Source organism: Pseudoalteromonas sp. QJM3NY_22, assembly GCF_056173065.1.
On the sequence record NZ_CM149655.1, the window covers coordinates 3,325,201 to 3,348,577 of the forward strand.

General features: G+C 40.9%; 20 protein-coding genes and 2 pseudogenes. 4 read left to right on the forward strand and 18 right to left on the reverse strand.

What is annotated here, in order from left to right:
• Nucleotides 1-11: 11 nt before the first annotated feature.
• Nucleotides 12-1,562, reverse strand: coding sequence for an IS21 family transposase (gene istA, locus AC0VZ4_RS15305; RefSeq protein WP_475440081.1), 1,551 nt, complete (start codon nt 1,560-1,562; stop codon nt 12-14).
• 191 nt (nt 1,563-1,753) lie between these two features.
• Between istA and AC0VZ4_RS15310 the strand changes: the two genes are divergently transcribed.
• The gene (locus AC0VZ4_RS15310; protein WP_475440082.1) at nt 1,754-2,800 is read left to right on the forward strand and encodes an IS4 family transposase; all 1,047 of its coding nucleotides are present in this window, start codon (nt 1,754-1,756) and stop codon (nt 2,798-2,800) included.
• 4 nt (nt 2,801-2,804) lie between these two features.
• On the opposite strand, the gene AC0VZ4_RS15315 is transcribed toward AC0VZ4_RS15310, so the two are convergent.
• From AC0VZ4_RS15315 to AC0VZ4_RS15350, 8 genes and pseudogenes are all read right to left on the reverse strand, one after another.
• Complete coding sequence (locus AC0VZ4_RS15315) at nt 2,805-3,554, reverse strand: IS5 family transposase (RefSeq protein ID WP_475439649.1); 750 nt, start codon at nt 3,552-3,554, stop codon at nt 2,805-2,807.
• Between the two features lie 177 nt (nt 3,555-3,731).
• Nucleotides 3,732-4,316, reverse strand: coding sequence for a GGDEF domain-containing protein (locus AC0VZ4_RS15320; protein WP_475440083.1), 585 nt, complete (start codon nt 4,314-4,316; stop codon nt 3,732-3,734).
• A gap of 48 nt (nt 4,317-4,364) precedes the next feature.
• A pseudogene (locus tag AC0VZ4_RS15325) lies at nt 4,365-4,739 on the reverse strand (GAF domain-containing protein); the annotation flags it as partial.
• Nucleotides 4,736-6,061, reverse strand: coding sequence for an IS4 family transposase (locus tag AC0VZ4_RS15330; RefSeq protein ID WP_475440084.1), 1,326 nt, complete (start codon nt 6,059-6,061; stop codon nt 4,736-4,738). The pseudogene AC0VZ4_RS15325 and the gene AC0VZ4_RS15330, both read right to left, overlap by 4 nt.
• Nucleotides 6,062-6,301: 240 nt before the next feature.
• Complete coding sequence (locus tag AC0VZ4_RS15335) at nt 6,302-7,549, reverse strand: DEAD/DEAH box helicase (RefSeq protein WP_475440085.1); 1,248 nt, start codon at nt 7,547-7,549, stop codon at nt 6,302-6,304.
• Nucleotides 7,550-7,738: 189 nt separating this feature from the next.
• Nucleotides 7,739-8,440, reverse strand: coding sequence for a DUF3581 domain-containing protein (locus tag AC0VZ4_RS15340; RefSeq protein ID WP_033028918.1), 702 nt, complete (start codon nt 8,438-8,440; stop codon nt 7,739-7,741).
• A gap of 522 nt (nt 8,441-8,962) precedes the next feature.
• Nucleotides 8,963-9,460, reverse strand: a complete 498-nt coding sequence (locus tag AC0VZ4_RS15345; RefSeq protein WP_475440086.1) for a transposase — start codon at nt 9,458-9,460, stop codon at nt 8,963-8,965.
• A gap of 39 nt (nt 9,461-9,499) precedes the next feature.
• The gene (locus AC0VZ4_RS15350; RefSeq protein WP_475440087.1) at nt 9,500-9,757 is read right to left on the reverse strand and encodes a hypothetical protein; all 258 of its coding nucleotides are present in this window, start codon (nt 9,755-9,757) and stop codon (nt 9,500-9,502) included.
• Between the two features lie 107 nt (nt 9,758-9,864).
• On the opposite strand from AC0VZ4_RS15350, the gene AC0VZ4_RS15355 reads away from it, so the two are divergent.
• Nucleotides 9,865-10,614 (forward strand): IS5 family transposase, encoded by a 750-nt coding sequence (locus AC0VZ4_RS15355; protein WP_475439649.1) that lies wholly within the window; start codon nt 9,865-9,867, stop codon nt 10,612-10,614.
• On the opposite strand, the gene AC0VZ4_RS15360 is transcribed toward AC0VZ4_RS15355, so the two are convergent.
• The 9 genes and pseudogenes from AC0VZ4_RS15360 to ltrA (AC0VZ4_RS15400) form a co-directional block, all read right to left on the reverse strand.
• On the reverse strand, nt 10,603-10,812 hold the full coding sequence (locus AC0VZ4_RS15360; RefSeq protein ID WP_475440088.1) for a hypothetical protein: 210 nt from the start codon (nt 10,810-10,812) through the stop codon (nt 10,603-10,605). The two genes, AC0VZ4_RS15355 and AC0VZ4_RS15360, sit on opposite strands and share 12 nt — an antisense overlap.
• Entirely contained in the window at nt 10,813-12,324 is a 1,512-nt protein-coding gene (gene tnpC, locus AC0VZ4_RS15365; protein WP_475440089.1) for an IS66 family transposase, read from the reverse strand.
• A gap of 95 nt (nt 12,325-12,419) precedes the next feature.
• On the reverse strand, nt 12,420-12,767 hold the full coding sequence (gene tnpB, locus AC0VZ4_RS15370; RefSeq protein ID WP_475439613.1) for an IS66 family insertion sequence element accessory protein TnpB: 348 nt from the start codon (nt 12,765-12,767) through the stop codon (nt 12,420-12,422).
• The gene (tnpA, locus tag AC0VZ4_RS15375; RefSeq protein ID WP_475440090.1) at nt 12,767-13,063 is read right to left on the reverse strand and encodes an IS66 family insertion sequence element accessory protein TnpA; all 297 of its coding nucleotides are present in this window, start codon (nt 13,061-13,063) and stop codon (nt 12,767-12,769) included. The genes tnpB and tnpA overlap by 1 nt, the downstream gene beginning before the upstream one ends.
• A gap of 303 nt (nt 13,064-13,366) precedes the next feature.
• Entirely contained in the window at nt 13,367-13,672 is a 306-nt protein-coding gene (locus AC0VZ4_RS15380; protein ID WP_475440091.1) for a DUF1330 domain-containing protein, read from the reverse strand.
• Nucleotides 13,673-13,905: 233 nt separating this feature from the next.
• Nucleotides 13,906-15,444: pseudogene (locus AC0VZ4_RS15385) on the reverse strand (transposase).
• 230 nt (nt 15,445-15,674) lie between these two features.
• Nucleotides 15,675-16,964, reverse strand: a complete 1,290-nt coding sequence (gene ltrA / locus AC0VZ4_RS15390; protein ID WP_475439617.1) for a group II intron reverse transcriptase/maturase — start codon at nt 16,962-16,964, stop codon at nt 15,675-15,677.
• 664 nt (nt 16,965-17,628) lie between these two features.
• On the reverse strand, nt 17,629-18,918 hold the full coding sequence (ltrA, locus tag AC0VZ4_RS15395) for a group II intron reverse transcriptase/maturase (RefSeq protein ID WP_475439617.1): 1,290 nt from the start codon (nt 18,916-18,918) through the stop codon (nt 17,629-17,631).
• A gap of 666 nt (nt 18,919-19,584) precedes the next feature.
• The gene (gene ltrA / locus AC0VZ4_RS15400) at nt 19,585-20,874 is read right to left on the reverse strand and encodes a group II intron reverse transcriptase/maturase (RefSeq protein ID WP_475439617.1); all 1,290 of its coding nucleotides are present in this window, start codon (nt 20,872-20,874) and stop codon (nt 19,585-19,587) included.
• A gap of 889 nt (nt 20,875-21,763) precedes the next feature.
• On the opposite strand from ltrA (AC0VZ4_RS15400), the gene AC0VZ4_RS15405 reads away from it, so the two are divergent.
• Together AC0VZ4_RS15405 and AC0VZ4_RS15410 are read left to right on the forward strand one after the other, a co-directional pair.
• Nucleotides 21,764-22,219 carry an IS110 family transposase gene (locus tag AC0VZ4_RS15405; protein ID WP_475440092.1) on the forward strand — a complete coding sequence of 152 codons (456 nt, stop codon included), beginning with the start codon at nt 21,764-21,766 and terminating at the stop codon, nt 22,217-22,219.
• Between the two features lie 52 nt (nt 22,220-22,271).
• Nucleotides 22,272-23,369, forward strand: a complete 1,098-nt coding sequence (locus AC0VZ4_RS15410; RefSeq protein ID WP_475439755.1) for an ISAs1-like element ISPsesp1 family transposase — start codon at nt 22,272-22,274, stop codon at nt 23,367-23,369.
• The last annotated feature ends 8 nt before the right edge of the window (nt 23,370-23,377 follow it).

Consider the following 23,377-nt stretch of genomic DNA (forward strand, 5'->3'; position numbering starts at 1 on the left):
GATTCATTTCCTTAATGGTAATACTGTGTGCCGCGTATGTTGTCATGCTTTATTGGCTTTTCTGGCTCTGTTTGCTGTGTGGGTAACGGTTGTTGATCCAACCCTTTCTTCAGCATCTGCTTTATTGATTTGAGTGTTGTCGTATTCATTATGATTGCGCGATAACACGCTTGATCAAGCCGTTCTTTTGAATAAGTTTTAGCTAAACTTAACACCCCTAAACAGGCGCGATAAGCGTGCTCGGGGTGACGCCGTCCACTGAGCTGTAACTCAATAACTTGGTGAGTATACTCCCCGATACTTAATGCCCATGAGCGTAAATTTATCGGTGACTGCTCATGCTGTTTTTGATGCGCCAGAGGCATATGATGAGACTGTGTTGTATGCCCTCCTAAACGATGTGAGCGCGGATGCTGTGCGATTAAGGTATCGTCATGATAAAGCTGTACTAGCTGATTGGTTATGTGTGCGCGTAATTGTTTCTTAACCCACTGATACGGCACACTGTAATAATGTTTTTCTATTTCAACATGATAATCAATGTGTACTCGCACCGTTTTGATTTGTGTATAGTGATAGGGCTTTTCAGGCAATGGCTTTAATGCGCTTTTATCCACCATCTCAAATAGCTGTTTACGTGACTGTTGATATTGCTTCATGACCTTATTGTTCATTACATCAAGTAGCTTTGCTATTTCTTGATTTAGGTGCGCTAAGCTGTAGAAGGTTTGCTTGCGTAGACGTGCCATGATCCAACGCTCAACAATTTGTACACCGACTTCAGCCTTCGATTTATCTTTGGGTTTATAAGGTCTAGCCGGTATGACAGCGACATTAAAATACTCGGCTAATTGATGATACGTGGGGTTTAAATCAGGCTCGTAGCGACAGGGTTTACTAACGGCGCTTTTTAAGTTGTCGGGAATAACAAGCTCTGGAACACCGCCTAAAAATGCAAAGCAACGGGCATGACTCATCACCCAATCTTCAAGTTGTTGACTATACGTTGCCTCAGCATAGGTATAATTTGATGCGCCGAGCACGGCAACAAACACTTGAGCAGGTCGTGTTTCCTGTGTTGTAGGGCACGTGATGGTCAGCGTAGGGCCACAATAATCCACAAACAGCTTTTCACCGCCTTTATGATGCTGACGCATCGACAACCGTTGTTTTCCTAACCATTGCCGGTAGGCGCGGCAGAAGTGGCTATAGCTGTAATAAGGCTCACCGACTTTCTCACACAATTCATCGAAGACTAACTGCAACGTCAAATGTTTGTGCTGCTTTAAATCCTTATTGATGGCGAGCCAGTCAGGTGTTGGGTATCTTTTTTGACGGGTTGAGAAGTCCCTGATTTTTGTATTAAGAAAAGTACCGTGTTGTTTATCTTCAGGTAACGGCCATTGGTTTAACCCTAACTCATTGGCCTTTTTAACGTAATTAGCCACAGTGCCAGGGGAGATATTTAAGCTTCTAGCAATCTCTCGATGGGATAATTTTGCTGAATATTTCAGCCGTAAAATAGCATGTAATTTACTCATAGATATAGGTCTTGTTGACATTATTGTTATCCTCATCAAATGATTTAGATAACGGTTTAACATACCTACAAAAATGATAAAACGTGAACTCGGTTACGAGTGGCATTAAGCTTTGATCGGCAAAATCATTAAGAACACAAAAGTGATCATTATAGAGTGATTTTCGTGATCAAAGCTTAATGAGAATAAGTGATCAAAGTTAGTGCCATTGGGTGATCAAAGCTGGGGAGAATATGCAGATAAGGAAAAGAAGGCTTCCTGTTGAGATGGCCGTTTGGACAGTCATTTGTATGTCGTTTTATCGTGAAGACCCACTGTGGAGTATTGTCAGTAAATTAGGGCTCGCTTTACCAGGTAAAAAAGAACTCGTTGCACCCAGTGCGGTTGTACAGGCTAGGCAGCGGCTTGGGGCTGATGCCGTTAAACAGGTTTTTGAGAAAAGTCAGCAAATGTGGAATGCTGATGCGAACCATCCCACATGGTGCGGGCTATCACTACTGGGTGTTGATGGTGTTATTTGGCGCACACCGGATACTGCTGAAAATCAACATGCATTCTCCGTGTGGAAAAATCAGCATGGTGACACGGCTTTCCCTCAGGTTCGCATGGTGTGTTTGATGGAGTTAACTAGCCATTTATTAATGGGGAGCGCCTTTGATAGTTGTCGTACTAGTGAAATGGTGTTGGCTGAAGACTTAATCGAGGCAACACCCGATAACTCACTGACGTTATTTGATAGAGGCTTCTATTCTCTAGGCTTACTCAATCGTTGGCATCATGCTGGGGAAAATAGGCATTGGCTTCAACCGATGAGAAAAGGCACGCAATATGAAATTGTTCGCTCTTTAGGTCGTCAAGACAAACTTATCAAGCTAAAAGCAACAGCACAAGCGAGAAAAAAGTTCGACGATTTACCACAGAGCATTGAAGTCAGGCTAGTCACAAAAACGGTTAAGGGGAAAGAGGTGAATATACTCACTTCACTGACTGATCCAATGCGTTTCCCTAAGGCTGACATTGTTGACCTCTATAGTGAACGGTGGGAAATTGAACTTGGTTATCGAGAAATGAAACAAACGTTACTGAATAGTCACTTCACGCTACGCAGCAAGAAACCTGAGATGATAGCGCAAGAATTATGGGGCGTAATGTTGAGCTATAACTTGCTCCGATACCAGATGGTGAAAATGGCGCAGAAAAAGTCTGGAATATATGCAAAACACCTGAGTTTTACGACGTGTGCTATTAGGGGCTGTTGATCTTTCACATTGGTAGCCAAATCATTGCACATGCCAGCGCTAACATACTCTCAAACTGTAATTTCAATTTATCGTACCTTGTCGCTATAGCACGGAAGTGCTTTAGCCTTGCAAAGGCATTTTCAACTAAATGCCTATATTTATATAAGCACCAATCAATATCACCATTACCTGTTTTTGAGTTTTTCTTTCTAGGGATCACTGGGCTTGAGTTTCTCTCTCGAACCTTATTTCTAATGACTTCACTATCATAGCCTTTGTCTGCGATAACAAAATCGCCTTGGGGCAATAATTCAATCAGTTCATTTGCCACTTTACTATCATGAACATCGCCGCCTGTAATAATAAATTCAATTGGTAAGCCATAACTATCAACAGCTAAATGAATTTTACTTGTATTACCGCCACGACTTAATGCTATCGCTTGTTCTTGTTGAGACGCAGCACCTGTACTGTGTTGATGTGCTTTAACATAACTGCCATCAATGAATTCCCACTCAGTGTCACTATTGGCGGATAATGATTTGAACAACCTTATTAATATTCCTTTTTTAGACCAAAGTAGAAATCGGCGGTAAATAGTATTCCATAAACCAAAACACTCAGGGAGGTCACGCCATGGGCAACCAACACGTAAGCGATATAAAATTCCTTCCATCGTTTGTCTGTGTTCAAGCTTGTTATAAACTCTATCTTCAAGCAAAATTGATTTTAGCTTCGACCACAACTTATCAGTGAGCATTAATCGGGGCATGGTAATCTCGTAAGGTTTGTTTTTGGCGAAGTAAATTATACGAGATTACCGCTTACGCACAAAATTCAAACAAAGATCAACAGCCCCTAGTATTATTAACCTTATTCATACAATGTTTATAGAAAATGCAGGACGGATACCTAAATCAATAGAGCAATTACAAGCTCAAGTTGAACATCACATATTGCCGATAAAACGGGAGCGGGCGTATCCGAGGTGTGTGAAACCAAAACCCAGTAAATACCCCAATAAAAAACGCCAGTCAGCTGTTAACTGACTGGCATTAAGCTTATACGCTTGTTTATTTTTATACATTGCCTGGTCTGCATCATTTAATAGTTTTTCAAATGACTGCCTTTGCTTATCAGTAAAGCTATAACCAATACTGAGCGATAAATCGCAAACGTCTTCTTTGAGTAAGGCTTTTGAATACTCAGTCGAAATTTTATCCATAATATAGCCAATCTTACTTTTATCGCTTACTTGCATTACCACAACAAACTCATCACCTCCGATACGCCCGACTATATCAGCATCTCTTAAATGGGTTTTTAGCGTATCGGCCAATATAATTAAGGCTTTGTCACCCACTTCATGACCAAAGGTGTCATTTAATTTTTTAAAGTCGTTTATATCAATAAATAAACAACACACATCAAAACCTAAGCGTAGCGCTAAATTAAGCTTTTGCTGAGCGAGCAAACTAAGTGCTCGGCGGTTATAGATATTAGTTAGCGCATCGAGCATGGCTATTTCGCGCATTTGTTCATAACTATAAATAAGCGCTAAGTCGTCTTCAATTAAATCGCGTAGTTGTTCTATAAGCTCAAAAGATTCATTGGTATAAGTTGTTTTTTTAGTGTCTTTTAAGCATAGCGTGCCAAATACTTCGCCTTCAGGCCAATGGATTGGTAAACCTAAGTAGGATTCAACACCATCTTCAACAACCTCAGGTAGAGTGTTCCATGCATCATTATTACTTGCATTATTAACGTATAAGGTATTGTTATTCTCTGCTACGTACTTACAAAAAAGAGGTGTTTGGGGGGGAAGGATAGGATTGGTCTCAAAGTTAGAGCCACCTTCGTTATTTCTAATAACAACGCGATAGCCTTTGCTTGTTGCCTGAACTATATAACCTGACGGGGCTGAAAAAAGCCCCGTTATAAGGTTAATGCCAGTCAGTTAACAGCTGACTGGCGTTTTTTATTGGGGTATTTACTGGGTTTTGGTTTCACACACCTCGGATACGCCCGCTCCCGTTTTATCGGCAATATGTGATGTTCAACTTGAGCTTGTAATTGCTCTATTGATTTAGGTATCCGTCCTGCATTTTCTATAAACATTGTATGAATAAGGTTAATAATACTAATAGCACACGTCGTAAAACTCAGGTGTTTTGCATATATTCCAGACTTTTTCTGCGCCATTTTCACCATCTGGTATCGGAGCAAGTTATAGCTCAACATTACGCCCCATAATTCTTGCGCTATCATCTCAGGTTTCTTGCTGCGTAGCGTGAAGTGACTATTCAGTAACGTTTGTTTCATTTCTCGATAACCAAGTTCAATTTCCCACCGTTCACTATAGAGGTCAACAATGTCAGCCTTAGGGAAACGCATTGGATCAGTCAGTGAAGTGAGTATATTCACCTCTTTCCCCTTAACCGTTTTTGTGACTAGCCTGACTTCAATGCTCTGTGGTAAATCGTCGAACTTTTTTCTCGCTTGTGCTGTTGCTTTTAGCTTGATAAGTTTGTCTTGACGACCTAAAGAGCGAACAATTTCATATTGCGTGCCTTTTCTCATCGGTTGAAGCCAATGCCTATTTTCCCCAGCATGATGCCAACGATTGAGTAAGCCTAGAGAATAGAAGCCTCTATCAAATAACGTCAGTGAGTTATCGGGTGTTGCCTCGATTAAGTCTTCAGCCAACACCATTTCACTAGTACGACAACTATCAAAGGCGCTCCCCATTAATAAATGGCTAGTTAACTCCATCAAACACACCATGCGAACCTGAGGGAAAGCCGTGTCACCATGCTGATTTTTCCACACGGAGAATGCATGTTGATTTTCAGCAGTATCCGGTGTGCGCCAAATAACACCATCAACACCCAGTAGTGATAGCCCGCACCATGTGGGATGGTTCGCATCAGCATTCCACATTTGCTGACTTTTCTCAAAAACCTGTTTAACGGCATCAGCCCCAAGCCGCTGCCTAGCCTGTACAACCGCACTGGGTGCAACGAGTTCTTTTTTACCTGGTAAAGCGAGCCCTAATTTACTGACAATACTCCACAGTGGGTCTTCACGATAAAACGACATACAAATGACTGTCCAAACGGCCATCTCAACAGGAAGCCTTCTTTTCCTTATCGTCGCGACACCAGCGGTTTCAGCGCATTGTTTGATAAAGTCAGGACATAAAAAATCACTCAGTTGACCTAAGCCTTCTGAATTGGGTGCGTAGCTATTGGCAAGAGAAAGTGCGGTAGTGAGTTGCAAAATAAAAGGCTCCTGAATAAATTCAGAAGCCTTTATAAACTAACCAGAAGATCGGTCAATGGATCGTCAAATATTTCTTAACTGATCGGCATTACCGTTATAAGGTCGATTGTTTTTTGCCATTTATGCAAAGATATTTGGCCATCAATACCAGAAAATGCCCATTGATCGATTTCAAACATTACTTTACCTCAGCTACTTATTAGCCCCAGTATAGGCAATAAAACAAAGGAAAAGCTATTATTTACGACGCCTACTTGGCTCTCTTTTACCGGTAATACGCTTTTTATCGCGGTCTTTTCTCGACTTGTTAGTATTTTTACGATTATCTTTTGGCTTTTTATTAGGATCTGGCTCGTAGCCTTCTAACCACTGCGGTGTTAGACGCGTATCGAGTAGTACTTCAATTTCTTCTAGCAGCCATTGCTCATCAAGACTTACCAGCGACATAGCAAGTCCTTGTTCACCAGCACGACCTGTACGGCCAATACGGTGCACGTAATCCTCGGCAATGTAAGGTAGTTCAAAGTTAATTACGTATCTAAGTGTAGAAATATCTAAACCACGCGCAGCTACATCGGTTGCAACAAGTACGCGCGTAATACCTTCTTTAAAGTTTTGCAATGCACGGTCGCGTGCGCCTTGCGATTTGTCGCCATGGATTGATTCGGTTTTTAAACCGTCTTTACACATTTCTTTAGCAAGCTGATCAGCCATTTGTTTTGTGCGAGTAAAAATAAGCACTTGGCGCCAGTTTTTCATGCCAATCATGTGCGATACAAGTTCACGCTTACGATCCTCATCTACAGCGTAAATAACTTGCTCTACTTCAACTGCGGCTGAGTTACGTTTATCAACTTCAATTAGCTCTGGGTTTTTAAGTAACTTTTTACTGAGTTCAAACACGCTGTCATCAAACGTAGCTGAAAATAACAAAGTTTGGCGATCGCCCGGGATATGTCGCAATATACGTCTAATTTCATCAATAAAGCCCATATCAAGCATGCGGTCAGCTTCGTCAAACACTAAGGAGTCTACGCTTGAAAGTACCACACTGCCTTTAACTATATGATCGAGCAGACGCCCTGGTGTGGCCACGATAACTTGTGCTGTTTTAAGTGTTTTTATTTGAGGGCCAATACTTGCGCCACCATAGGCTAAAGCGCCATTGATATGAGTGCCTTGTGCGTACTTTTCAAAGCTTGCAAATACTTGCTGAGCAAGCTCACGGGTTGGCGTTAAAATTACAACGCGGGCAATGCCTGGTTCATCTTTTTTAGGGGTATTTAAAAGCTTATGTAATAAAGGTAAAACAAAGGCGGCAGTTTTACCCGTACCTGTTTGCGCGCTGCCCATTACATCACTTCCGGCTAAAATAGGCGGAATAGTTTTAATCTGAATTGCGGTAGGTTGAGTGTAATTATTTTGCTCAATCGCTGTTAATAATAACGGGTCGAGATTAAGTGATGAGAACGTAGTGGCAGACATAGGCTTAGCTTTAAAATAACAAAGAGCGCTATTGTACGCATATTACTGTACTGCGTAAATTAACCAGTCCAGAAAAGTATTTAATCGTGATTGCTCACTTTCGCTTTAGCGCTAAAACAATAAAAAAACCCAATAAAAAAGGCGCTAAATAACAGCTGTATTTAGCGCCTTTTATAATTTGCTGTAGCTTTAAGCTGGCTTTAGTGTCGCTTTACGTTCGTTGTAAAACGCGATTAAATCGTCAACTGTTGCTTGGCAGTATTCGCGAATACCCGAAACCACCATGTGCTTTTCACCACTGCCCACTTTAACGCCGTTTTCTAACAGGTTAAAACGTAGTGTAATTTTTCCGCGCTTACCGGCATACTCAAAACTAGGCTCTGCAAACTCAAGTTCTGGTGCTGTTATATCAAGATTATCAAGATTGATAAGCATTGATTCGTAAATTACCATCGGACGAGCAGGGTTTATCATTACCTCTTGCTTGCCCATTAATGGGATAATTACATGCGGAAATGTAGTACCAGAAAACTCAACATAATTTTTTATTAGACTATTAGTTAGTGCTGGGCATTGGCTGGTTTTACCGCTGCGCTTTACCTTTAAAATAACTTTTTCGCCATTGGTTACATCAAACTCATCAGCCCCCTCAGGGAAGTTAAGTTTGGTGTTTTCATCAACCATACCAGCAAAAGTAAATTCCATTTGTTCACTAATACCGTAGCGATCTAGTACCAATGAAAAAAGTAAGTCTCCTGGCGCGCAAAACTTTTTGGCATCTTTGTCGTGAAGTGGATTGTAATCATCTGCAACGCATTTAGCGAATCGACAACCTTGCTCACGAGAGATAGAAACATAATCAGCATGCTGCTGAAAAAAAGGACTTAACATAGTTTGTTCACTGCTTAAACTGCTTATAACCTGTCCATACTACCAGAAAAAAAATACTGAGAGGTCGAATCTGTTAGATTAGTTGCTAAATAAAAGAGAGCAATAAAAAACAATGACCTTTTATTTATTAGCGCTATCAATTATATGTGTTGTTCCGTACTGCAAAATATCAATAATGCGACAACCCCTTTGGCACTACTTACTAGCTTTAGGTGTTGTAAGAAAGAAATTAGCTGGACAGCCACTTTAACAGTGCTAAGAGACGGTGTTTTGTGGGAAGCGCCAAAGTTATAAATTAACTATTGACGCCATAGTCTCTTATGTGGACTCACATTTATCAACAAATATTTTAACTAAATAAATTCGCTTTCTTATGTACGAGTTCTAAATGAGGCGCTACCTCGACTCCAAGATAATTTCGCGTGTTAGAGCACTCTTCTTGTTAACGAGCTTTTCGCTCTTGTGACTATACTGTGTCGTCTAACATGTTATTAATTTAGCTAAAATTGATATTTGGCTTTTTTATAATAAAACAGCTTTATATTCTGTTTTATTATTGATTAAAGAAAAAGCGGTTCTAACCGTTTTATTGGCTAATGCGACTGCTGCACACTTTTTTCCTCGTCGTTCTATTAACGCTTTAAGCCAGCGTTCTTTACTTGTTTTTAGCTCTCGTTTAACAACTTGTTGGATGACAGCCATCGCACCTGTAATGAGTAAACTACGTAATGTTGTATTTCGACGTCGGCTTATTTTACCTAAACTTATTTTACCACCAGAGCTATGTTGAGTCGGTGTCAAACCTATACAAGCAGCGGCATCTTTGCCTGCTTTAAACCTAGCTAATTCACCCGACGAAAAATTAATAAAAAGATGGATGGCATTTAAAATCCCAACCCCTTCTAGTCGCATTAGTTTTTTACAGCTTGGTGTTTCGTCAATCCATTTAGCCAATGCTAAATCATAAGCAGCGATTGATTCAATTAACGTTAAATATAAATCCAGTGATACTTTAAGCATTTTTCTAAATGCATCACAAAAACCATTTTCGGCATCTTCCTATGTATCTTGGATAGTACCTACAAACTGACTTATTGAGCAACCACTGCTTATATTAAATTCACGCAGTAAACCAGTGAGTTGATTTTTAAGCGCTACTTTTTGTTTAACACTGTGCTCTCTCAATTTGAGCATTGATTGCGCTTGCTGTTCATTAATTAATTTTGCAGTAATAAAGTGAACATCTGGTAACAGCGATGCTTGTAAAATAGCCAAAGCATCATTTTTATCTGTTTTTTGACTTTGACGAACAGACATAACTAATCGCGCAGATATTAGGGGCTGTTGATCTTTGTTTGAATTTTGTGCGTAAGCGGTAATCTCGTATAATTTACTTCGCCAAAAACAAACCTTACGAGATTACCATGCCCCGATTAATGCTCACTGATAAGTTGTGGTCGAAGCTAAAATCAATTTTGCTTGAAGATAGAGTTTATAACAAGCTTGAACACAGACAAACGATGGAAGGAATTTTATATCGCTTACGTGTTGGTTGCCCATGGCGTGACCTCCCTGAGTGTTTTGGTTTATGGAATACTATTTACCGCCGATTTCTACTTTGGTCTAAAAAAGGAATATTAATAAGGTTGTTCAAATCATTATCCGCCAATAGTGACACTGAGTGGGAATTCATTGATGGCAGTTATGTTAAAGCACATCAACACAGTACAGGTGCTGCGTCTCAACAAGAACAAGCGATAGCATTAAGTCGTGGCGGTAATACAAGTAAAATTCATTTAGCTGTTGATAGTTATGGCTTACCAATTGAATTTATTATTACAGGCGGCGATGTTCATGATAGTAAAGTGGCAAATGAACTGATTGAATTATTGCCCCAAGGCGATTTTGTTATCGCAGACAAAGGCTATGATAGTGAAGTCATTAGAAATAAGGTTCGAGAGAGAAACTCAAGCCCAGTGATCCCTAGAAAGAAAAACTCAAAAACAGGTAATGGTGATATTGATTGGTGCTTATATAAATATAGGCATTTAGTTGAAAATGCCTTTGCAAGGCTAAAGCACTTCCGTGCTATAGCGACAAGGTACGATAAATTGAAATTACAGTTTGAGAGTATGTTAGCGCTGGCATGTGCAATGATTTGGCTACCAATGTGAAAGATCAACAGCCCCTAGTAAGGAATTATGACCAAGTGAAGTTGCAAATTGATGCCAATAATTAGCACTCGCACAGGCCTCAAAAATAATCGTTGAAGGACTAAGCGATACCAAGTACTCACTAAATTGTTGCAGTGTCATCCCATTATTTGAGTGCACTTTATTATTTGTAGAACGTAAGCGTATAGCTAACGGCACCTAGCTTTGCTTAATGTTCCAAGGTAGCAGTGGCGCTAGATTATCTGGCTGCTCAGCAAGGTGCTGTAAGCAAGTAGAGATATAGTCATGCACCACAAGGTCATTTGCCTTTGCGGTTTCAACAAGACTGTAGAGTATGGCGCTGGCATGTGCACCATTGCAGGTATTTGAGAATAGCCAGTTTTTTCGCCCTATCACGAACGGTTTTATTGCTCGCTCTGCACGGTTATTATCAATACTGAGCCTGCCATTATCGAGGTAACGCCTGAATTTCTCAAATTGATTTATCACATAGCTAATTGCTTTACCTAGCGCCATTTTGGGAGGGATTTTATCTTTGTGCTTGAGTAGCCATTGATACAATTCATCAACGATTGGTTTCGCTTTTTGTTGCCTAACATTGAATTTTTCATCGTGCGTTTTATCTTTGATGCTTTGTTCAATACCGTAAAGTTTGCCTATCAGGTTGAGTGCAACATCCGCTTTACCTGTTTTTTTATTCTTCCCTTTCGCTTCGATGAATTTACGACGGATATGGGCTAGACATGCGACGAGTGTTGCTTTTGTTTGCTCGTACGCCTTGTAGCCATCTACCTGCATATAGCCTTGATAACCATCAAGAAAATCAACCACACAGTGTCCTGCGCGACTGTTATGATAATCAAACAGGACAATATTCGTGCCTTTACCCTGTTTATCATCGCCACAACAATACAACCACATATAGCTGGTCGCTTTATCTGCGTTAATAACGTTGAGCGGGGTTTCATCACCATGAATAACTGCTTGAGATAACAACGCCTCTTTTAAGCGTTGATACAAGGGGGACAGCAGGTCTGCGCAGCGTAGCATCCAACTCGACATGGTTTGCCTACTCAACTCAATACCGATATCGGCAAACAATGTTTCTTGACGATAAAGCGGTAAGCCAAACTGATATTTACACATGATTATTTGGCTCAGCAAGCTGGGCGTTGCGATGCTTTTTGGGATCGCTGTTGTGGGCATAAGGGCGGTTTTTACCACACTTTCAATGCCTTCACGCTCACAGTGACGGCACGTATATTTAGGACGAATGGTTTTGATAACTTTGATATGCGCTGGCACAAACTCGAGCGCTTCACTGCTGCTTTCACCCATTTTATGTAGTGGGCTGTGACAGCAATCACACATTTTGCCACCTTCTTCAAGGTCAACAATCACCTCAATTCGCGGTAACTGCGCCGGCAGTGGACGGCGTTTCGGTTTGGCTTTTTCTTTCTTTACTGAGGCCGGTGTCGCCAATAGCGCTTTATCATGTTCATCAAGAATATCTTCTGCTTCATTGAATACTTCGCCTGCCCCTGGCATCTTTTCAGATTTCTTGGCGTACTCTTTGGCAAGCTTAGCGTTATAAGCTTGAAGCAATTCGTGAATTTGCGCATTTTTTTCAGCAACGACTTGTTGCAACTCAAGCACCATGCGCTTGAGTTGTTCTGGGTCGTCAGGAAGTGAGTGTACATCAATTTTCATGTTCGCAATTTAACAGAATTTGACGCTGTTTTCTTGCTTGACGCAAAGATAAAACAGACGGTGTGGCAACGAGCATTTACTGTCAATATGATCGATTAGATCATCGATTGATACTGCAATTCTTCATGACCAAGCACATCATATCCCGACAACAACCAATCCAGTTGTTCAGGACTGAGTTCAAATTCCTGCAAGCTGATTTTGTTTGGCCATTTAAACTTTTGTTTTTCTAAGCGCTTATACCATAAAGCAAACCCTGTTTTATCCCAGTAAACGAGCTTGAGTTTATCTTTCGCTTTATTGCAGAATAAGAATAATGCGCCAGTATAAGCATCACGCTCAAGTTCGCCTTCAACGATTGCGATTAGACCATCAATGGATTTTCGAAAATCCACGGCCTCGCGGTGTAAGTAAATACTTTTTGGTTCGACAAACATTTTCATCAGGCAAGCTCGCGTAACAGTTGACTCAGATAAGAGGCAGGCATTGTGGGTGGCAAGCTGACGTTTACTTTGCCGATAGTGAGGGTGATTGACTGTTGCTGTTCGATAACGTCAACGTGTTTAGTCACTTTAGCGCGAACAAAGCTGCCTGATGATTCATTAAGCTTACTTCGTGCGGCATAAAAAGTTGTTTTTGATAAAGCATTTTGCTGGCAATAGTCAGTGATAGTTAAATTACTGACTTGTTGTTCTTCGATAATACAGCGCCACTGTTCAAGGCTGCGTGTTTTTCTCATGACTATCTCCTCATTGAAATTCGGAAATAGCTTAATCATTTTGACGAGTTACTGGCAGGTGCACTTTGCTAGACGCTTACGAACGACTCGCGATAGCCTGTGGTATCACCAGTAAAGGGCCTTGTCGAAGCTCAAAAAAAAAGGAATTAACATTGCGCTAGGCAATGACTATTTAGCATCACAAGGTTTAGTGTCATTGAGAGATATTTGGATCGGTATTCATTACGGGAGATGAACCGCCCATTGCGGACCCGCATGATGGGTGGTGTGGGGGCTGGAGGTTAGAGACCTCCGGCTACCCGATTATGTGTTTTTTTCATTTAGGGATATGACTGTTCTACCGCCTACAGAACCATCAAAATGCTTTTTCTTCACTGCAAGATACTGCTCAGATGAAAAGAAGTCATTCATTACCTTCTCATTTGGGAAGTCGAGAGTGAACACACGATTAATGTTTTCATCTGATTTTGATTTCAACACCTCTGAAACTTTGAAATCATATCCAAAATCACCACCAACTGCCTGTAACATCGGAGTCATCAAATCTCTATACTTCTGATATTCATCTTCATCAGTGACATCGATACCCATAATTCTTTCGTAAGCCATATCTACTCCATTACTCTTTTAGTATTCACACATAACGAGCCTGTAGATTAACTCGTTTTTAAATTTATTTTTATTGATAAATAGACCATAGCTGAGTTCCAATTTTGGTTCAATTGATTTCTGTGTTTTTACGCAGAATATTAAAAAGTGTTTAGTGTGGGTTTTATTCGAGTTTTGGAAGGAGTTACGGGTGTTTCAGTGGCTTTATTTTGGCTTAAAAGGGGTTGCCTCTCTTAATGCATCGTGTTTTTCAGCTTTTCTATATTATGAACAAGGCAATACAGTTGCCATTGGGCGTTCACTTTCGCTTGGCTCCGTAAGGTCAATTTATTCATGCCTTTATTCACTGTAATATTGCCAAACACGGGCTCAATACAACCAAGTCTTTTACTATACTGTCGCCGTCCGATTGGGCTATCTATTTTTACTTTCATTTTGTCTACATAGCTCAGCTTTTTGCGTGATTCATTATTTATAAACTGAACTTGTCGTCCCCTGTCTATCGGTGGTTTTCGCATGCATTGCTGCTGTAGCGGGCACGTTTTACAGTCTTTTAAATAACCGCAGAATCGCGTGTATTGCTGGTTGTGGCTTTTTACATTTATACCACTTCGCCACATATCATTACCTGCTGGGCAGCGGCATGTTTGGGTTGCTTCATCATAATGAAAATCATCTGAGGTAAATAATCGTGGCTTGCCTTTGCTGCGTTTTAGTCTGCGTTTTTCTTGCTCTGTTTCGTATGTTTCGCTGGCTTTAAACAGCGGATTTCGTTTTCTAAATTGGTTATCCGCAATGTACGTATCGAACCCACTTTGCGCCATAAACTCAAGATTTACTTCGCTGTTAAACCCACTGTCTGCGGTGAATTTGATGGTGTGTTTATCTGCCATTTTTTCTGTATTGAGTTTAGCAAGCTGCTGTTTTAATTGTGCAACGGCTGGCTGTAAAGTTTGTTGTTCGCCCACTGAGCCCCACGCTTATGCTTGCAGGATGATTTGATGTTTATCATCGTTTATCGCGATGCCGTTGTAGCCTTGAATTGTGCCTTTTGAGGTCGTCATCTTCGCACTATCTGGGTCAGTGATATTACTTTTAACAGGCTTGCCTTTACTACCTGTTTTTTCTTCGTGAGTGGCTAAGAACTCGGTGATTTTATTTGCACTTTTATCCAGCTTTTCTTTTTGTTTTAAGTCCTGAGTTATCAATTCTTCGCCCAGCCCATCTTGTGATTGGTGGCGTTCAATAATACGTTTGCTTGCACGTTCTAGTTTTGCTTTTTTGCGACCTAACTCATCGAATGTGCCACTCCACTCTTTACTCGCATTGGACTTTAATTTACACCCATCAATGGCAAACATGTTGCGGCCTATCAAGTCTTCCTCATCACATATCATCAGCACTTGCGTAAAAAGCGGCTCAATCTGTTCATGCATTTTAGCCACGAAGCCCGCTATTGATGTGTAATGCGGCTGGATATCTCCCGACACACTCATAAATAAAATATTATGCTCGCAAGCTTTTGCAATTCGGCGGCTACTGATCAAACCATGTGCATAGCCCAGTAAAATAATCTTTAGCATTACCGTGGGCGGATACGCAGCAGCGCCCGTTTTGTCATTGTTATACCACGCGTCAAATCCCGATAAATCGAGTTTATTCTCGACGATATAACAAAGGGCATATTCAAATGTGCCTGGCAAAATTTGCTCAGCGAAATTGATAGGAATGAATTTATTTTGACAGGATAAGTCAGGCTTGTAGTTAGCCATAACAGTTTACCGTGGGTGAATAATATCTATTAGATCACAGCGAACAGATGGTTTCAAGGTTAAAAAGCAACCAACCAAGAATAGTTGGATACGTTCCTAAAAAGAGTAATTCTACAGCCTATCGTGGTAGAGCGACCTATTGCTAGGCCGACCCCACACAGATCCGGACGTGCGGAACTACCGCATCCGGCTCTTCAGTTATATATTCACTCGTGTAAAAACACACGACCCTAGTACCAATCAACAAGGATATTTCGCTTGCTGACTTTGATACTCTCAATGTTAAAATACCCTATCATCTTCTTGAAATTACTCCAGTTATAACTTTGTCGACCACTGCGTCTGTTCAACCATTTATATAAACTATGTAGCACATAGTCATATATTGTGGATAAGCTTCGGCTGTTGTCTGGTAAACCAAAGTAATTTCTAAATCCTAACAGTTTTCGTCTCAATTGAGGTAGCCAGCTTTTCAATTTTAATGAATACCTTGCTTTGATCCATCGATAATATTCACTCAGCGTCGCCTTTTGCTTCTTCGCAGCCGTTCGTCGCCTAAGTCGTGGCTTACCATTTGAATCTGTGCCCCAATAGAACTCAAACCCTAGAAATACAAAGTGACGTTTTCGACCAACATGAAATCTACTAAATCGCATTAGCGAGGTTTTGTCTTGCGCAACGTCTAAATTAAATTTCTTTAATCGCTTGGGTAACACTTTATAAAAGCGCTCTGCGTCATTTGCAAATTGAAATGCGCAAACAAAATCGTCTGCATAGCGGATCATCATTGCACTTCCACGCATCCTCGGCTTTACTTTCTTTTCAAACCAGAGATCTAAAGCATAATGCAGATATATATTAGCCAACACTGGGCTGATAATTCCACCTTGAGGGCTTCCACTTGATGGTTTAGTGAATACGCCATCGGGTGATTTTATCCGCGCTTTTAACCACTGGTTGATTAAATTAAGCATTGCCTTATCATCAATGCGTAACGCTAACATTTTCATCAGCCATTCATGCTCAAGGTTGTCGAAGAAGCCTTTAATGTCAGCTTCAACGATATAACCATATCCTTTAAATTGAAGATTCATTGTTAGGCTATGTACTGCTTGATGTGCACTTTTATTCGGCCTATACCCATAGCTATTGCGCATAAAGTCTTGCTCCCAGATACTTTGCAGGATCTGACTAACACTTTGTTGCACAAGTTTGTCATCAACTGTTGGAAGCCCTAGCGGTCGTTCTTTACCATTGGATTTTGGGATGTAGATGCGTTTAATATCATTAACTCGATAACTTTTCTGTTTGAGTTGCTGACTTAAACGTTCGATATTTTCAATTAACGTCAACTTGTATTTTGGCATCGTAATGCCATCAATACCCGGACTGGCTAATTTATTGAGTTGACCCCAGCTTTCATACAGGCTTGCGGCATCTAGCAATCCATATAGATTCTGAAACCTGTGCTTAGGGTGAGTATGTGCTTTAAATGCAAGGGTATTAAGTGTTGTTGTCATAATATTTCCAGCCCTACTTTGTCCGGTCTATGTGTTGACTTAGTACCCGATATAACTGTCAGCTCCTTCGCCATGTACAGGGCTTTCCCCTGCCCAGACTACTATGGGCTGATCTGACTTCCAAAAGGTCATCGTTAGCTTTGCTTTTCGTTAAGCTTTCCTACCACCATCCTTGTGGAACACCTTTGGATCTCTCAAGTTCTCAAACCATCTCTTTATACATGCCACGGCTTTGAAACTCCGCTGACTCGCCACAACCTTACTAACACGGCTGTTTTGCATGGACTTCGGTGGCGTTGCAAACCTCGTCAGTCAGATCTAATATTTATCGGAGCGATATCAGCACTTCAGGATCACGATAACCCCTATGGCCTACATAATTCTCTGTGTACGCTTCGCCAATCTTGTTCGTGTGATGCTATCCTCATAACTGAAAAGCAATTGCTAATCCCACACTCCGCCAAAGGCGCAACACTCGATACAGGAGGTTAGTTAGACCTTGCCCGACAGGGACTTGCACCCTGCAAGATGGATCAAGCTTAGCTTGACGCACATCGTGGTAGAGCGACCTATTGCTAGGCCGACCCCACACAGATCCGGACGTGCGGAACTACCGCATCCGGCTCTTCAGTTATATATTCACTCGTGTAAAAAACACACGACCCTAGTACCAATCAACAAGGATATTTCGCTTGCTGACTTTGATACTCTCAATGTTAAAATACCCTATCATCTTCTTGAAATTACTCCAGTTATAACTTTGTCGACCACTGCGTCTGTTCAACCATTTATATAAACTATGTAGCACATAGTCATATATTGTGGATAAGCTTCGGCTGTTGTCTGGTAAACCAAAGTAATTTCTAAATCCTAACAGTTTTCGTCTCAATTGAGGTAGCCAGCTTTTCAATTTTAATGAATACCTTGCTTTGATCCATCGATAATATTCACTCAGCGTCGCCTTTTGCTTCTTCGCAGCCGTTCGTCGCCTAAGTCGTGGCTTACCATTTGAATCTGTGCCCCAATAGAACTCAAACCCTAGAAATACAAAGTGACGTTTTCGACCAACATGAAATCTACTAAATCGCATTAGCGAGGTTTTGTCTTGCGCAACGTCTAAATTAAATTTCTTTAATCGCTTGGGTAACACTTTATAAAAGCGCTCTGCGTCATTTGCAAATTGAAATGCGCAAACAAAATCGTCTGCATAGCGGATCATCATTGCACTTCCACGCATCCTCGGCTTTACTTTCTTTTCAAACCAGAGATCTAAAGCATAATGCAGATATATATTAGCCAACACTGGGCTGATAATTCCACCTTGAGGGCTTCCACTTGATGGTTTAGTGAATACGCCATCGGGTGATTTTATCCGCGCTTTTAACCACTGGTTGATTAAATTAAGCATTGCCTTATCATCAATGCGTAACGCTAACATTTTCATCAGCCATTCATGCTCAAGGTTGTCGAAGAAGCCTTTAATGTCAGCTTCAACGATATAACCATATCCTTTAAATTGAAGATTCATTGTTAGGCTATGTACTGCTTGATGTGCACTTTTATTCGGCCTATACCCATAGCTATTGCGCATAAAGTCTTGCTCCCAGATACTTTGCAGGATCTGACTAACACTTTGTTGCACAAGTTTGTCATCAACTGTTGGAAGCCCTAGCGGTCGTTCTTTACCATTGGATTTTGGGATGTAGATGCGTTTAATATCATTAACTCGATAACTTTTCTGTTTGAGTTGCTGACTTAAACGTTCGATATTTTCAATTAACGTCAACTTGTATTTTGGCATCGTAATGCCATCAATACCCGGACTGGCTAATTTATTGAGTTGACCCCAGCTTTCATACAGGCTTGCGGCATCTAGCAATCCATATAGATTCTGAAACCTGTGCTTAGGGTGAGTATGTGCTTTAAATGCAAGGGTATTAAGTGTTGTTGTCATAATATTTCCAGCCCTACTTTGTCCGGTCTATGTGTCAACTTAGTACCCGATATAACTGTCAGCTCCTTCGCCATGTACAGGGCTTTCCCCTGCCCAGACTACTATGGGCTGATCTGACTTCCAAAAGGTCATCGTTAGCTTTGCTTTTCGTTAAGCTTTCCTACCACCATCCTTGTGGAACACCTTTGGATCTCTCAAGTTCTCAAACCATCTCTTTATACATGCCACGGCTTTGAAACTCCGCTGACTCGCCACAACCTTACTAACACGGCTGTTTTGCATGGACTTCGGTGGCGTTGCAAACCTCGTCAGTCAGATCTAATATTTATCGGAGCGATATCAGCACTTCAGGATCACGATAACCCCTATGGCCTACATAATTCTCTGTGTACGCTTCGCCAATCTTGTTCGTGTGATGCTATCCTCATAACTGAAAAGCAATTGCTAATCCCACACTCCGCCAAAGGCGCAACACTCGATACAGGAGGTTAGTTAGACCTTGCCCGACAGGGACTTGCACCCTGCAAGATGGATCAAGCTTAGCTTGACGCACATCGTGGTAGAGCGACCTATTGCTAGGCCGACCCCACACAGATCCGGACGTGCGGAACTACCGCATCCGGCTCTTCAGTTATATATTCACTCGTGTAAAAAAAACACACGACCCTAGTACCAATCAACAAGGATATTTCGCTTGCTGACTTTGATACTCTCAATGTTAAAATACCCTATCATCTTCTTGAAATTACTCCAGTTATAACTTTGTCGACCACTGCGTCTGTTCAACCATTTATATAAACTATGTAGCACATAGTCATATATTGTGGATAAGCTTCGGCTGTTGTCTGGTAAACCAAAGTAATTTCTAAATCCTAACAGTTTTCGTCTCAATTGAGGTAGCCAGCTTTTCAATTTTAATGAATACCTTGCTTTGATCCATCGATAATATTCACTCAGCGTCGCCTTTTGCTTCTTCGCAGCCGTTCGTCGCCTAAGTCGTGGCTTACCATTTGAATCTGTGCCCCAATAGAACTCAAACCCTAGAAATACAAAGTGACGTTTTCGACCAACATGAAATCTACTAAATCGCATTAGCGAGGTTTTGTCTTGCGCAACGTCTAAATTAAATTTCTTTAATCGCTTGGGTAACACTTTATAAAAGCGCTCTGCGTCATTTGCAAATTGAAATGCGCAAACAAAATCGTCTGCATAGCGGATCATCATTGCACTTCCACGCATCCTCGGCTTTACTTTCTTTTCAAACCAGAGATCTAAAGCATAATGCAGATATATATTAGCCAACACTGGGCTGATAATTCCACCTTGAGGGCTTCCACTTGATGGTTTAGTGAATACGCCATCGGGTGATTTTATCCGCGCTTTTAACCACTGGTTGATTAAATTAAGCATTGCCTTATCATCAATGCGTAACGCTAACATTTTCATCAGCCATTCATGCTCAAGGTTGTCGAAGAAGCCTTTAATGTCAGCTTCAACGATATAACCATATCCTTTAAATTGAAGATTCATTGTTAGGCTATGTACTGCTTGATGTGCACTTTTATTCGGCCTATACCCATAGCTATTGCGCATAAAGTCTTGCTCCCAGATACTTTGCAGGATCTGACTAACACTTTGTTGCACAAGTTTGTCATCAACTGTTGGAAGCCCTAGCGGTCGTTCTTTACCATTGGATTTTGGGATGTAGATGCGTTTAATATCATTAACTCGATAACTTTTCTGTTTGAGTTGCTGACTTAAACGTTCGATATTTTCAATTAACGTCAACTTGTATTTTGGCATCGTAATGCCATCAATACCCGGACTGGCTAATTTATTGAGTTGACCCCAGCTTTCATACAGGCTTGCGGCATCTAGCAATCCATATAGATTCTGAAACCTGTGCTTAGGGTGAGTATGTGCTTTAAATGCAAGGGTATTAAGTGTTGTTGTCATAATATTTCCAGCCCTACTTTGTCCGGTCTATGTGTCAACTTAGTACCCGATATAACTGTCAGCTCCTTCGCCATGTACAGGGCTTTCCCCTGCCCAGACTACTATGGGCTGATCTGACTTCCAAAAGGTCATCGTTAGCTTTGCTTTTCGTTAAGCTTTCCTACCACCATCCTTGTGGAACACCTTTGGATCTCTCAAGTTCTCAAACCATCTCTTTATACATGCCACGGCTTTGAAACTCCGCTGACTCGCCACAACCTTACTAACACGGCTGTTTTGCATGGACTTCGGTGGCGTTGCAAACCTCGTCAGTCAGATCTAATATTTATCGGAGCGATATCAGCACTTCAGGATCACGATAACCCCTATGGCCTACATAATTCTCTGTGTACGCTTCGCCAATCTTGTTCGTGTGATGCTATCCTCATAACTGAAAAGCAATTGCTAATCCCACACTCCGCCAAAGGCGCAACACTCGATACAGGAGGTTAGTTAGACCTTGCCCGACAGGGACTTGCACCCTGCAAGATGGATCAAGCTTAGCTTGACGCACCAACGCCCCATTAAGAGGCAAATAATAGTTGGCTAAAATAAGCGACGAAGGAGCAAATAGCCAACTGTTATTTGTCCTGCTTGAATGGCTTATAGTTACTCCGTTCCATTAATTAATGTATTTACCTATCTCATTAATACATGGAATATGCTTCTGTTGATCACGAATATTTGAGCGGAAACAATCAATGTTTGTAACAAGACTTTCGGATCAACAGGAGTTATTTGTTTCAATACGCATACTCAGGGATTGTCGTAATGCCGACTATCTATAAGACCTGCGAGAAACACTATTAGCCTCTATTTATTCTTTCACTTTACCTCTAGGAGGCCCAAAATGGAAGCCTTTAACGTCTCAGATTTTGCAGCCCTTATCGGGATCGATTGGGCTGACCGTAAACACGATATTTGTGAAATAAATCGTGACACAAATACACAACATTTAAGTGTGATTTCCTCTGAACCTAAGTCAATTAATGCATGGGCGCTTGAGTTAAAACAACGCTACAACGGCAGATCTGTTGCTGTCGCGTGTGAGCTAAAAAAAGGCCCACTTATATATGCATTCAGTAAATTTAAGCACATTGTATTATTTGTGATTAACCCATCAAGTGTTGCTAAATACCGTGCTGCATTTACGCACAGCGGGGCTAAAGATGATCCTACTGATGCAATTATTCAAGTTGAAATCTTACAACTTCACATGGATAAATTAACGGTTATTAGGCCGGATTCAGAGGACGTTAGGTGTCTTGCGCAGCTTGTCGAATCAGGGCGGGATCACACTTTGTAAATAAACAAATTTTATGATCTAATACCATAAATTTCATCACCTTAAACTTATTATGTCACTCTTCTCACATTTAGAACTCGTCAAAGATAATCGTTCACATATAAATCAGCACCATAACTTAGTTGATGTGCTTTTTCTTATTATTACTGCCGTTACATCAGGGTGTGAAAACTGGCAAGACATTGAAGTCTATGGCGAAAGTAAGCTTAATTGGTTAAGAGGATTTCGTTCTTTCAAAAATGGCATACCCACTCGACATAGTATTGCTCGGATTTTTAGAACCGTTGATACTGACTCATTACTACTCGCGATGTATAGCTGGGTCAATCAAAACCGCGTTAAGTCAGCGCATCCTGTCATTGCCTTCGATGGCAAAACTATTCGCGGAGCAAGTAAACACATTGCTGATAAATTACATCTCGTCTCAGCATTTGATTGTGAAGCAGGTCTCACATTATTCCACCAAACAGTTGGCAGTAAGACGAATGAAATACCGGCAGTTCGGGATTTATTGAAAATACTCGATATCAATAACACCGTCATTACACTTGATGCTTTGCACTGCCAAAAAGAAACGCTAAAACAGCTAATTAGCAGACATGCAGATTATCTAGTGCAAGCAAAGGGTAATCAAAAGAAACTTTATAGCGCGATTCAAGATGCATTTACACACCAGTATGAATCTGAAAACTCAGAGATACTTAGTCATGTAACACAAGATGAAGGGCATGGGCGAAAAGAAGTACGCACGATAGATTGTCTTGATGCGCGTTTATTACCGAGTGAAATTAAAGAGAGCTGGCCATCAGTTAGAACAATCGTTGCGGTGCAGCGAGAGCGAACGAAGGGTAATAGAACGAGTATTGACACACATTACTACCTAACATCGTTGACAGACAATATATTGATAAGTAAAGCAATAAGACAACATTGGCTGATAGAAAATCAGCAACACTGGATACTGGATGTCGTATTTAAAGAAGATGCCTGTCAAATACATGAGCCATTAAGTGCGCAACATATGGCACTATTTAGACGCGTCGTTAGGAACATGATAAAGCAGCATACGAAAAGCAAGGGGTCAATAAGAAGTAAGTGTGTAAGAGCTTGTTATGATGATGCTTTTAGAGAAGAACTTCTTTTTGGTTAACATTTTTA